The organism is Streptomyces sp. NPDC029956 (assembly GCF_055574655.1).
Genome location: NZ_JBVHZJ010000015.1, coordinates 25221 through 38162, shown reverse-complemented (window position 1 = coordinate 38162; position 12942 = coordinate 25221). Strand labels below are relative to the sequence as shown.

At 73.9% G+C, this 12942-nt stretch carries 9 protein-coding genes; 5 read left to right on the top strand and 4 right to left on the bottom strand.

The features are described 5' to 3' along the window. Positions 1-954, bottom strand: coding sequence for a methyltransferase domain-containing protein (locus ACZ4XX_RS14655; RefSeq protein ID WP_468508301.1), 954 nt, complete (start codon positions 952-954; stop codon positions 1-3). Positions 955-1039: 85 nt separating this feature from the next. On the opposite strand from ACZ4XX_RS14655, the gene ACZ4XX_RS14650 reads away from it, so the two are divergent. The 5 genes from ACZ4XX_RS14650 (at position 1040) to ACZ4XX_RS14630 (ending at position 9953) form a co-directional block, all read left to right on the top strand. Beyond that, positions 1040-1444, top strand: coding sequence for a globin (locus tag ACZ4XX_RS14650; RefSeq protein WP_468508300.1), 405 nt, complete (start codon positions 1040-1042; stop codon positions 1442-1444). 339 nt (positions 1445-1783) lie between these two features. After that, entirely contained in the window at positions 1784-5137 is a 3354-nt protein-coding gene (locus ACZ4XX_RS14645; protein ID WP_468508299.1) for an FtsX-like permease family protein, read from the top strand. A 206-nt stretch (positions 5138-5343) separates the two neighbouring features. Beyond that, positions 5344-8139, top strand: coding sequence for an FtsX-like permease family protein (locus ACZ4XX_RS14640; protein WP_468508390.1), 2796 nt, complete (start codon positions 5344-5346; stop codon positions 8137-8139). Continuing rightward, positions 8136-9122 carry an ABC transporter ATP-binding protein gene (locus ACZ4XX_RS14635; protein ID WP_468508298.1) on the top strand — a complete coding sequence of 329 codons (987 nt, stop codon included), beginning with the start codon at positions 8136-8138 and terminating at the stop codon, positions 9120-9122. Before ACZ4XX_RS14640 ends, ACZ4XX_RS14635 begins: the two co-directional genes overlap by 4 nt. A 285-nt stretch (positions 9123-9407) precedes the next feature. Further along, positions 9408-9953 carry a hypothetical protein gene (locus tag ACZ4XX_RS14630; protein ID WP_468508297.1) on the top strand — a complete coding sequence of 182 codons (546 nt, stop codon included), beginning with the start codon at positions 9408-9410 and terminating at the stop codon, positions 9951-9953. An 84-nt stretch (positions 9954-10037) separates the two neighbouring features. Here ACZ4XX_RS14630 and ACZ4XX_RS14625 read toward each other — a convergent pair whose 3' ends face one another. From ACZ4XX_RS14625 to ettA, 3 genes are read right to left on the bottom strand one after another with little or no spacing between them, the layout of a single operon-like run. Then, on the bottom strand, positions 10038-10712 hold the full coding sequence (locus ACZ4XX_RS14625) for a DUF8010 domain-containing protein (protein WP_468508296.1): 675 nt from the start codon (positions 10710-10712) through the stop codon (positions 10038-10040). Beyond that, a complete protein-coding gene (locus tag ACZ4XX_RS14620; RefSeq protein ID WP_468508295.1) occupies positions 10709-11131 on the bottom strand; it encodes an acyl-CoA thioesterase in 423 nt (140 codons plus the stop codon). The genes ACZ4XX_RS14625 and ACZ4XX_RS14620 overlap by 4 nt, the downstream gene beginning before the upstream one ends. A 2-nt stretch (positions 11132-11133) precedes the next feature. Continuing rightward, positions 11134-12798 (bottom strand): energy-dependent translational throttle protein EttA, encoded by a 1665-nt coding sequence (gene ettA / locus ACZ4XX_RS14615; protein WP_266891988.1) that lies wholly within the window; start codon positions 12796-12798, stop codon positions 11134-11136. Positions 12799-12942: the final 144 nt, after the last annotated feature.

Sequence of the window (12942 nt, the reverse complement as noted above, 5' to 3'; positions counted from 1 at the left end):
TCACTCCCTGAGCAGCGGCCAGGCGTACGGCCCTCCGGGGTCGTCCAGCCAGGCCCACTGCCGCTCTCCGCTGACCGTCACACCGAAGCGCTCCCGCTCCGGCCGCCCCTCGCGCAGCCAGAGCGAGAGCGCTTCGTTCCTGTCCAGGGCCTGGTCGACCAGCCCCCAGAAGAAGCGGAAGCGCTCGTCCCCCGCCGGGCCGTGGCGCGGGACGCGTCCCGCGACGCCCCGCAGGGCCACGAAGTACGCCGAGGTCGAGAGGAACCGTCCCTCCGCGTGGGTGACGTCGTGCACCCGCAGCAGCAGGAGCCCGGTGGACAGCGGGGCGAGCACCAGGGCGCCGGGCCTGCACTGGGCGAGCCAGGGGTACGGGACCGAGGGCATCGCGCAGGTCGCCACGATCCGGTCGAACGGGGCGCGCTCCGGGCAGCCGCGGGCGCCGTCGGCGGCGACCACGGCGGGCCGGTACCCGGCGGCGGCCAGATGGGTCCTGGCGGACTCGGCGATCTCCTCGTCCAGGTCCACGGTGGTGACGTGCTCCGCGCCGAGGCGGTGGCAGAGCAGGGCCGCGTGGTAGCCGGTCCCGGCGCCGATCTCCAGGACGTCGTTCCCCTCTCGGACGTCGAGGGCGTCCAGCATCAGTGCCATCAGTGAGGGCTGGCTGGCGGAGGAGACCAGCTCCCCGTCCCGTACCCGGGTGGCGATCGCGGTGTCCGCGTAGGCCCCGCTCAGCCAGCGGGCACGCCGCTCGGGCTCGGGGTCGCCGGACCAGAGCCGCTCGTAGCCGCCGGTGCCGGGGACGTAGAAATAGGGCACGAAGAGATGGCGCGGGACCTCGGCGAAGGCCTGCCGCCAGCGGGCGTCGGCCGGCACGCCCTCGGCCTCGATCTCCCGCACGAGAGCCCGTCGCGCCCGCGCGCCGGCCTCGGCGAACTCGTCCCGCCGCTCACCCATGCCTCCACTGTCCCGCCGCCCGGAGGCCCCGGCGAGCGGTCCTGGACCTCACGTCCTAGGGCGGGGCATCTGAGACGATGGAATGGTGAACGAGATTCCCGGGGAAACAGTGCAGGAGCAGACCTTCTACGAGCAGGTCGGCGGCGAGGAGACCTTCCGCCGTCTGGTCCGCCGCTTCTACGAGGGCGTCGCGGGGGACCCGCTGCTCCGCCCGATGTACCCCGAGGAGGACCTGGGCCCGGCTGAGGAGCGTCTCACGCTCTTCCTGATCCAGTACTGGGGCGGCCCCCGCACCTACAGCGACCACCGCGGCCACCCCCGCCTGCGCATGCGCCACGCTCCGTTCACCGTGGACCAGGCGGCGCACGACGCCTGGCTCCGTCACATGCGCGCGGCCCTGGACGACCTCGCCCTGGCCCCGGAGCACGAGGCCGAACTCTGGCGCTACATGACGTACGCGGCGGCGTCGATGGTGAACACGGCCGGCTGACGGCCCCTCACGCCGACGTCGCCGGGCCCGGCCTCCGCCCCCTCGCCGGACCCATCCTCGGCCCGGTCGCCTGCCCTGTCCTCGGCCCCGCCCTCGGACCGCGCGTCGGCCGTCGCCGGGCCCGTCCTCACCTCCCGGCCCACCCCGTCACCGCTCCCACCCCCCACGGACGGACACATTCCGGAGTCGGAACCCCGAATAACGGTCACGATCGGGTCAAGGTGGGACCGCAAGCGGTTTCCAGCGGCGTATGCACTCTGAAAGCATCCGAGAGAAGTTTCGGGAGCGTTCGACGCCTGTTCGACGTGCGCACCGTGATCAGGGTGGCCAGGGGGATGGGTGACGGGGTTCGTATTTCTGCGTGTCAGGGCGCACCGGCTACTGCTCGCCGCGGCACTGCTCGCCGTGCTCCTGACGACCTCGGTGCTCGCCACCCTCGCCTCGTTCTCCGGGACGATCGGGGACGCCGCGCTCCAGGCGGGGCTGCGGGGGCGCTCCGCGGCCGCCGCCTCGCTGCTCGTGCACGGGCAGGTGTCCGCCGCCAAGCGGGCGGATGCCGACGAGGCCGTCCGGGAGGGGACGCGGAAGACCTTCGACGGGCTGCCCGTCACCGTACGGCGGCTCGAGCGCTCGGGGCCGTACGCGCTGCCCCGGAGTCTTCAGCCGCCTTCCGCCCGTAAGGGCGACCCCGACCTGACGCACTTCGCCGCGCTCGACCGCTCGCGGCTCTCCCTCGTCAAGGGCGCCTGGCCCTCGGCCGCCCGCACGCCCGGTGTCGTCGAGACGGCGCTGCCCGAGGAGGCCGCCCGACGGCTGAAGGTCGCCCCCGGGGCCGTGCTCGACCTCACCGACCGGCTCGACGCCCGGAAGGTGAAGGCCCGGGTCACCGGCGTCTACCGGCCCACCGACACCGGCGACCTGTACTGGCAGCTGGACCCGGCCGGGGGCCGCGGTGTGCGGACGATCGCGTTCACCACGTACGGGCCGCTGCTCGTCGACCCGGCCGTCATGACCTCCGGCGCGCTGACCACCGGCGAGACGTCCTGGCTGGGCTCCGCCGACTTCACCGGCTTCACCACCGACCGCATCGACACCCTGCGCGCCACCGCGACCGAGGGCCCGAAGGCGCTGGCCGGTGCCACCGACCGCTTCGGTACGACGATCAGCGCGGCCACCGCGCTCCCGACCGTCCTGGAGCAGACCCAGCGGTCCCTGCTCGTCTCCCGCACCACGCTGCTCATCGTCGCCGTCCAGCTGGTGCTCCTCGCCGCGTACGCGCTGCTGCTCGTCGCCCGGCTGCTCAGCACCGAGCGGTCCGGGGAGACCGCGCTGCTGCGGGCCCGTGGTGGTTCGCGGCGCCGGATCGCCGGTCTCGCCGCCGTCGAGGCGCTGCTGCTCGCCCTGCCGGCCGCGATCGCAGGCCCGCTCCTGTCCGGACCGCTGACCCGGCTCTTCGCCGAGCGGTCCGCGCTCTCCGCCCTCGGCGTACGGCTCGACACGACCCCCTCACTCCAGGTGTGGCTGGTCGCCGCCGCCGTGGCCCTGTGCTGCGCCGCGGTCGTCGTCGCACCCGCCCTCGCCGCCGGGGACGGCTCAGGCGTCTCCCTGCGCAAGGCCCGCTCGGCCTCTCTCCCCGGCCCCGTACGGGCCGGCGCGGACCTCGGGCTTCTCGCCGTCGCGGCCGTCGCCTACTGGCAGTTGCAGCGGCCCGCCGCCACGGGCGGCACCCTCGGCACGGACGGGGACGGCGGCGGTTCCATCGACCCGGTGCTCGTCGCCGCGCCCGCCCTCGCCCTGCTCGCCGGCACCGTGCTGACGCTGCGTCTGCTGCCGCCCGCCGCCAAGCTGGCCGAGCGACGCGCGGCGGGCGGGCGCGGTCTCTCCGCCGCCCTCGCCGGCTGGCAGTTCAGCCGTCGGCCGCTGCGCGGCGCCGGCCCGGTCCTGCTGCTCGTCCTCGCCGTGGCGATGGGCATGCTGGCCATCGGACAGAGCGGCTCGTGGGAGCGTTCGCAGCGCGACCAGGCCGACTTCCGCGTCGGCGCGGCCGTCCGTGTCCTGGGCGCCGGCCCCGGCGAGCCCACCGAGACCGAACAGCTCGGCAAGGTGCCCGGCGTCCGTGCGGTGGCGCCGGTGCACCGCACCACCATGGACGTGGCCGGGAAGAACGCCACCGTGCTCGCCGTGGACACCCGTAACGCCGCCGACGGTCTGCTGCTCCGCCCCGACCTCGCCGAGGTCTCCGTCCGCTCCCTCCTCTCCCCGTTGGCCCCCGCGGCCGCCACCCGCCCCGGCCTCCCGCTGCCCGCCGGTACCCGGACGGTCACCGCCGACCTGCGGCTCGCCCAGCCGAAGGGCGCCGCCAGGCTCACCGCCGTCCTGGAGGACCCGAACGGCGTCCCGTACCGGCAGGCCCTGGGGCCGCTGCCCGACGACGGCCGGACGCACCGGCTGACGCTCGACGTCGGCACCCTGACCGCGGGATCCGGCGACGGCGACGGAGCCCGCGGCTCGGCCGGCCTGCTCACCCTCATCGGGCTGGAGTTCACCGGCTCGGTCGCCGACGGCGCGAAGGGCACCCAGACCCTGCACGTCGAGCGGTTCGGCGTCGTCGGCGCGGACGGCGCCGAGAAGGTCCACGCCCCCGGGCGGGTCCTCACCTCCTGGACGCACACCTTCGAGCAGTCCCAGCCCGAGGCCCCGGCCGAGACCCCCACCTCCGGTGTCCCCGGCGCCGCGGGGCGGGGCGGCCGCCCCGCCCCGTTCGCCCTCACGTTCGCCGTCGCCGGCGTACCCCTCGACAACCCCCACCGGCCCACCGAGGAGTTCACCCTGCGGATGAACGCCCCCGGCCCGAAGGCACCCGGCCGGCTGTCCGCCGTGGCCACCGGGGCCTTCATGACGGCGGCCGGCGCCAAGCCCGGCGACCTGATCGAGGTCGCCCTCGGCGGCCGCCGCGTCGCCGTCACCGTCGCACGGGTCGTCGAGGAACTGCCCACCACCGGCCCGGGCGGCCGGGCAGGCTCCGCGACCGGTCCCGCCGCCACCCCCGAGGACGGCGGCGCGATCCTCCTCGACCTGGCCTCCGTCAACCACTACCTGTCCGCCGAGGAAGGCCTGAGCGTCTCGGCCTCCGAGTGGTGGCTGACCGTCGAACCCGGCCGGGCCGACGACGTCGCCAGGGCCCTGCGCGCCCGGCCCAACGCCGACCCCGCCCAGGTCCTCGTACGCGACGAGACCGCCGCCGAACTGCTCGGCGACCCGCTCGGGGCCGGCCCCGACGCCGCGCTCATGGCCGTCGCGGCCGCCGCCGCCGCGCTCGCCGCCGTCGGCTTCGCGGTCGGCTCGGCCGGCGCGATGCGGGAACGGTCCGCCGAGTTCGGCGTCCTGCGGGCGCTGGGCGCACCGCGCCGCCGCCTCGCCCGGCTGATCGCCGCCGAACAGGGGCTCCTCATCGCCATCGGCCTGCTCGTCGGCATCGGACTCGGCGCCGTCCTCGTCAGAGCCGTCGTCCCGCTCGTGGTCCTGACCGGCCAGGCCGCCCGGCCCGTACCGCCGGTCCTGGTCGAACTGCCCCTCGGCCAGGTGGCCCTGCTGCTCGCCGGCGTCGCCGCGCTGCCGCTCGCGATGGTCGCCGCGATCGCCCTGCGGCGCACCGACCCGGCCGTGACGCTGCGCCACCAGGGGGAGAACTGATGTCCGGCACGGCCGGGGAGAACCCGGACCCGAGCAGGGAGAACCCCGAGCCGCACGGGGAGAAGCGGGACCCGAGCAGGGAGAACCCCGAACCGCACGGGGAGAAGCGGGACCCGAGCGGGGAGAACCCGGACCCGAGCGGGAAGGCCCCTGAGCCGCACAGGGAGAACCCCGACACACCCGCCGTACGCAGGAAGGCCCCCGCCATGCCCCGGTCCCGGTCGTCCCGGTCCGACAAGCCCGCCCGCGCCGTGGCGCCCTGGGTGCGGACCCGGCTGCGGACCGCGCCCTGGGCCGCGGCCTCCCTCGCGCTCCTCGTCCTCGTCACCGCCTATCTCGCGGCCGCGCTTCCCCGCGCCGTGGACGCCTACGAGACCGAAGGCCTGCGGCACGACATCACGACGGCCGCCCCCCGGAACAGCGTCCTCGAAGTGACCGCCACGCTGCCGGTGTCGGCGCGCGACGCGGACATCGCCCCCGCGATCCTCCGGAAACAGCGCGACGAACTGCGGAGCCTGCTGCCCGAACCGCTGCGGACCGACCCGAAGGAGACCGTCCACGGAGTCCGTACGGTCAAGCGGGTCGAGGGGCTCGACCCGTGGCTGCCCCGACCGGACGGCATCTCCCCCGAGCTCGTGCTCTCCTCCCCGTCCGACCTGAACGGTCACACCACGCTCCGGAAGGGCCGGCTCCCCGCGGGCACGGCCGACCGGCCGGAGGCGGTCGTGACCGCGAAGACCGCCGAGTCGCTGCGCCTGAAGCCCGGCTCCGTCATCCACGTGCCCGGCCGGACCAACGCCGAGCCGGTCGCCGTCACCATCACCGGGATCGTGGAGCCGCGCGGCCCCGAGAGCCCGTACTGGGCCGTGGAGCCGCTGCTCCGCACCCCGGTGCTCGCCCCGCTGGTCGGCCAGGAGATCAAGTACTACTGGCAGGGGGCCCTGCTCCTCTCCCCCTCCTCGGCGCCCGCCGTGCTCAACACCCTCGGCGATCCGGAGATCTACTTCCGCTTCCTGCCCGTCTCCGGGCACCTCACCGGGCGCGACACCGACCGGATCACCGCCGCGCTCGACTCGGCGACCGGCGGACCCGACCTGGTCAGGATGCGCGAGGCCCTCGGGGACGCGGGCGCGCTGACCACCGACCTCGACTCGATCGTCGACTCGTACGGCTCGATGCGCGAGGCGATCAAGCCGGTCGTGGCCGTCGCCGTCTTCGGCATCGGGGCGGTCGCCGCGGTCGTCCTCGCGATGACCGGCGGCCTCTTCGTCGCCCGCCGCGACAGCGAACTCGCCCTGATCCGTTCCCGGGGCGCCTCGCTCACCGGCATCGGCCTGCGGCTGCTCGGCGAGACCTCGGCGGTCGCCGTACCGGCCGCGGCGCTCGCGCTGGGACTGGCCGTGGTGACGGTACGGGGGCCGGACGGCGGGTCCGGCGGCATCCCCCTGCTCCCCTCGGTCCTCGCCGCCTCCGTCGTCGCCCTGCTCGCGATGCTGGTCCTGCCGCTGCGGGCCGTCGTCGTGCACCGTCGCCCGCGGCTGCACGGCGGGCGCGACGACCTGCTCACCGCCCGCCCCTCCCGGCGCCGCACGGTCCTCGAACTCACCCTGCTGGTCCTCGCCGTGGGCGCCGTCGCCTCGCTGCGGCTCCGTGGCACCGGCGACTCCGGCGACCATCTGGTGAGCGCCGCCCCGGTGCTCGTCGGCCTGATCGCCGCCATGGTCCTCGTACGGATCTATCCGCTGCCCCTGCGCTGGCTGGGCCGCCCGGCCCGCCGGCTGCGCGGGGCCGTCGGCCCGCTGGCCCTGGCCCGCGCCGGACGCACGTCCTCGGCGGGCACCCTTCCCCTCCTCGCACTCGTCCTCGCCCTGACCACGGCGGCCTTCGGCGGCTCGGTCCTGGCCGGTGTCGCCGACGCCCGCGACCGGGCCGCGCTCCTCGCGACCGGCGCGGACGCCCGGATCGACGGCTCGGTCGAGTGGACGCCGCTGCCGGCCGGCCTCACCGAGGAGGTACGCCGCACGGCGGGGGTACGGGACGCGGCACCGCTGCAGATCGAGTACGGGGTGTCGCTGCCGTCCCCCCGGAACGATTCCGCCCAGCCGATGAGCTCGGCGCTCGTGGGCGTCGAGCCGGACTCGTACACCCGGCTCGCGCGGCGGACCGGTTTCGGCCCGTTCCCGGCGGCGCTCCTCGCGTCGACGGGGAAGGGCGGCAAGGAGGCCGCCGCCGACACGGAGCGGGTGCTTCCCGCGATCGCCTCGCCGTCGGTCGCCGAACGGCTCGGCAGCTCCCCGCAGGAGATCGTGACGGCGGCCGGAGTGTTCCGGGTGAAGATCGTCGCGGTCCGGTCGAACACCCCCGCCCTGCAGGGCGCCGACTTCCTCCTCGTCAACGCCGCCGACCTCACCCACCGGACGAACACGGCTCTGCTCGTCACGGGACCGAAGGACGGCGCCGCGCTGCGGGCCGTGGTGAAGGCGAAGTCCGCCTCCCTCGTGGTGACGATGCGCGACGAGGAGCGGGCCGGCTATGTGGACTCGCCTCTCCAGTCAGGCGCCGAGCGGATGTACCTGGGCGCGATCGGCGCGGGCGCCGGGTTCGCCGTGGTGGCCGTGCTGCTCTCGCTGATGCAGAGCGCGCCGGAGCGGACCACGCTCCTCGCTCGGCTGCGGACGATGGGCCTGACCCGCAGGCAGGGACGGCGGCTGCTCGGTCTCGAAGCACTCCCGCAGGCGGTCCTCGCCGCGATCGGCGGCATGCTCGTCGGCTGGGCGACGGTGCCTCTGCTGGCGCCCGGCATCGACCTGTTCCGGCTCGCGCTCGCGACGACACCGGGGTTCGCCCCGCTGGACAGCGCGCCGCTGCGGGCCGACCCGTGGTCGCTGGTGGTGCCTGCGGTCGCGGTCGTCCTCATCACGGCGGTGGCGGCGGCCGGACAGGCCTGGTGGGCGGGGCGCAGGGGCTCGATCAAGGAACTCAGGGCAGGAGACGCACGATGACGAAGACCGACACGTCGATCCGGGCGGGTGCGGCCGGGTCCGCCTCCGACCCCACCACCCTGGAGGAGCTGGAGCGGAAGGCGACCGCGCGGCGCGACCGGCCCTCGTACGGCCATGACGCGCTGATCGCCTGCGACCGCCTCGTCCGGATCTTCACCACGGACGGGGTGGAGGTGCAGGCACTCCAGGGGCTCGACCTCCTCGTGAAGGAGGGCGAGTTGATGGCCCTGGTCGGCGCCTCGGGCTCCGGCAAGTCGACCCTCATGAACATCCTCGCCGGCCTGGACGTGCCGACCGCCGGCGCGGCCCGGGTCGCCGGGGCCGATCTGCTCGCGATGGACGGCAAGGCGCGGCTGCGCTACCGCCGCGAGGTCGTCGGCTTCGTCTGGCAGCAGACCGCCCGCAACCTGCTCCCCTATCTGACGGCGGCCCAGAACGTGGCGCTTCCGATGCAGTTGAAGGGCCGAGCGAAGCACAAGGCGGAGCGTGCCGAGGAGCTCCTCGCGATGCTGGGCATCGCGGACGTCCGCGACCGGCGGCCGCACCAGCTCTCCGGCGGGCAGCAGCAGCGGGTGGCCATCGCGGTCGCCCTGGCCAACAACCCCTCCGTGCTCCTCGCCGACGAGCCGACGGGCGAGCTGGACTCGGCGACCGGCGAGCAGGTCTTCGCGGCGTTCCGCCGCGCCAACGAGGAACTGGGTACGACGATCGTGATCGTCACCCACGACCAGGCGGTCGCCTCCGAGGTCCGCCGCACGGTCGCCATCCGCGACGGCCGCACCTCCTCGGAGGTCCTGCGCCGCACGGAGGTCGACGAGCAGGGCAAGGAGTCCCTGGTGGCCCGGGAGTACGCGATGCTCGACCGCGCGGGCCGGCTCCAGCTCCCCGCGGACTACACGCAGGCGCTCGGCATGGAGCACCGGGTGGCCCTGGAGCTGGAGCAGGACCACATCGGGGTGTGGCCGGACGACGCGGAGGGCTGAGCAACCGGAAGGCGACGCCGGACGTCCCACCCTTCGGGGGTGATGTCCATGTCATCTACGGGTGCGGGGCCTGCCGACGGCAGTGGCCGGTCCGGCGGTAGCGGGCGACCCGGCGGTACGGGGAGTCACAGCGGTAGCGGGCGACCCGGCGGTACGGGGAGTCACAGCGGTAGCGGGCGACCCGGCGGTACGGGGAGTCACAGCGGTAGCGGGCGACCCGGCGGTACGGGGAGTCCCGCGGGCGCGGGAACCTGGGCGGCCACGGTCCTGCCCGCGGTCTGCGCGGTGGCGGTCTACGCCTGGGCAGCCTGGTCCTTCGGTGGCGCGTCGGCGCCGTCCACCACGGTCGCCGTCGCGGTCGGCGGGGCGGCGGTCCTCGCCGCGGCGGTCGGGTACTACCTGCTCGTCGACGGGGTCATGGGCCTCTGGGGCGCCCTGGCACTGGTCGGCGCGCTGCTGCTGACGGTCGCCGTCGCCGACCGGACGGCCTCGCGCGGGGCGGTCGCGGACTGCGTCGTCGTGAAGGTCCACGAGGAGCAGCACGTGTCGGTCGGCGAGGGCGGCGGCGAGCGGACCGTGTACCGCCACACCCTGCGCTGTCCCGGCGGCTATCCGTCGGACCTCGCGGAGGACCGCAGGGTCGCCCCGGACGGCGGGGAGGTCCGGATCGCCTACGATCCGCGGCGACGGGTGGCACCGGCGGTGGAGGGCTCGTCCCTGCCGTGGGGCCAGGGATTCCTCGCCGTGCTGCTGCTCGCCGTCGCGACGGCGGGGGCCCGGCGGTTCAGCCGAGCGGGCCGACGGGACCGGGAGGCTCGTCCAGGGCCATGAGCCCGGCGGCCGTGGGCCGGAAACCGCACCGCTCGTGCAGTTCCCCGCCGGTGAGGGGCCCGTCGACGTCGACGACCGCACCCGTCACGCGGAAGGACCGGGGGTGACGCTCAGCGACAGGGACACCGTACGGAGGGCGATCGAGCCGTACGGGGTGCGGAGCCGCAGCCAAGGGCCGGAGGCGAAGAGGGCGACCGGGACCTCGGTGTCCGCGGGCGGCAGGAAGCCCAGCGACTGCGCGGCGTGCACGGCCCGCAGCGGGAGTCCGGTGGGTCCGAGGGTCCGGGACCAGATCTCGTGGCCGATCCGGTCGCGCTCGGCCCTGGTGCGCCGTTCCTCGGGCAACTCCTCGTCCCGCGCCCGGAACTCGGCGACGGCCGCGGCGACCGCGCCGCTCATCCCGGCGGCGTCGGGCAGCCCGGCGACCGGCTGCCAGCCGGTGCGGGGCGGGAGGACACCGGTCCACGGGGGCCCGGTGACGGAGTCCGGGACGACCGCCTTGCCCGCGGACTCCTCGATGCCTTCGAGGAGTTCGCCGGCGGAGACGGTGACGTCGAGGTCGACGGCGTCGACCAGCCGGGCCGTACGGATCGCGAGCACCTCGAACGACGGCGGCCGGCCGAAGACGGCCAGCGCCCCGCCGCCCCCCTGGAGGCGGACGGCGGCGGCCCGGTCGTAGTGGACGAGCCGGGTCAGGAAGGCGGCGAGGGCCGCCGCCTCCCTGGCGTCGGCGAAGTGCAGCGGCGCGAGCACGGTCATGCTGCGGACGTCATCCCGTCGTCGACGTACTCCTGGAGGAACGCGCGCTCCTCCGCGGAGATCCTGCGCGGACGCTGCGCCTCCAGGTCGAAGGGCACGACGACCGTGGACGCCCGTACGTACGTGACCTCGGGGTCCTTGATCTCGTACGCGATCGTCAGCGACGCCGCGCCTATCTTCGTCACCCAGGACTCGATGGTCACCGGCTGGTGCCGGTGGACCAGCGGCCGCATGTAGTCGATCTCGTGCCGGGCCACGACGGACCCGCCGGAGAACGAGGGGGAACCGTCCCCCGGCGCGAGCCGGAACATGAAGTCGATCCGCGCCTCTTCCAGGTACCGCAGGAAGACGACGTTGTTGACGTGCCCGAAGGCGTCCATGTCCGACCAGCGCAGGGGACAGCTGTAGATGTGGCGCACGGTCAGCCTCGGGTCAGCTTCTTGTACGTGGCGCGGTGCGGACGGGCCGCGTCCGGGCCGAGGCGCTCGATCTTGTTCTTCTCGTAGGACTCGAAGTTGCCCTCGAACCAGTACCACTTCGACTCACCCTCGTAGGCGAGGATGTGGGTGGCCACCCGGTCCAGGAACCACCGGTCGTGGGAGATCACGACCGCGGCGCCGGGGAACTCCAGGAGGGCGTTCTCCAGCGACGACAGGGTCTCGACGTCGAGGTCGTTGGTGGGCTCGTCGAGGAGCAGCAGGTTGCCGCCCTGCTTGAGGGTGAGCGCGAGGTTCAGACGGTTGCGCTCACCACCGGAGAGCACACCGGCCGGCTTCTGCTGGTCCGGGCCCTTGAAGCCGAACGCGGAGACGTACGCCCGCGAGGGCATCTCGACGTGGCCGACGTTGATGTAGTCGAGCTCGTCGGAGACGACGGCCCACAGCGTCTTCTTCGGGTCGATGTTGGCGCGGGTCTGGTCGACGTACGAGATCTTGACGGTCTCGCCGACCTTGACGGAGCCGGAGTCCGGGGTCTCCAGACCCTGGAGCATCTTGAAGAGCGTGGTCTTGCCGGCGCCGTTCGGGCCGATGACGCCGACGATGCCGTTACGCGGGAGCGTGAAGGACAGGTCGTCGATGAGGACCTTGTCGCCGAAGGCCTTGGAGAGGTTCTCGACCTCGACGACGATGGAGCCCAGACGCGGGCCCGGCGGGATCTGGATCTCGTCGAAGTCCAGCTTCCGCATCTTGTCGGCCTCGGCCGCCATCTCCTCGTAGCGGGCGAGACGGGCCTTGGACTTGGTCTGACGCCCCTTGGCGTTGGACCGCACCCACTCCAGCTCTTCCTTGAGGCGCTTGGCGCGCTTCTCGTCCTTCTTGCCCTCGACCTTGAGGCGGGTGGCCTTCTTGTCGAGGTAGGTGGAGTAGTTGCCCTCGTAGGGGATCGCGCGACCGCGGTCGAGCTCCAGGATCCACTCGGCGACGTTGTTGAGGAAGTAGCGGTCGTGGGTGACCGCGACGACGGCGCCGGAGTACTTCGAGAGGTGCTGCTCCAGCCAGTTCACCGACTCGGCGTCGAGGTGGTTGGTGGGCTCGTCGAGGAGGAGCAGGTCCGGGGCCTCGATGAGGAGCTTGCAGAGCGCGACACGACGCTTCTCGCCACCGGAGAGGTTGACGACCGGCCAGTCGCCGGGCGGGCAGCCCAGGGCGTCCATGGCCTGCTCCAGCTGGGCGTCGAGGTCCCAGGCGTTGGAGTGGTCCAGGTCCTCCTGGAGCTTGCCCATCTCCTCCATCAGGGCGTCGCTGTAGTCGGTGGCCATGAGCTCGGCCACCTCGTTGAAGCGCTTGAGCTTGCCCATCTGCTCGGCGGCGCCGTCCTGCACGTTCTCCAGGACGGTCTTCGACTCGTCGAGCTTCGGCTCCTGCATGAGGATGCCGACGGTGAAGCCGGGCGACAGGAACGCGTCACCGTTGGACGGCTGCTCGAGGCCAGCCATGATCTTGAGAACGGTGGACTTACCGGCACCGTTCGGGCCGACCACACCGATCTTCGCACCCGGCAGGAAGCTCAGCGTCACGTCATCGAGGATGACCTTGTCGCCGTGCGCCTTGCGCGTCTTGCGCATCGTGTAGATGTACTCAGCCAAGAGAAACCGTCCGGCAAGGAGTGAGTGGGCAGATACACCCATCTTGCCTGACCGGAACCCTCGGGCGGAAACCGGTGAGGCGGGAGCGGGGCCCGGCGGAGCGGAGCGCGGGTGCCGCGGAGGAGCCGTACCGGGCGGTAGGGG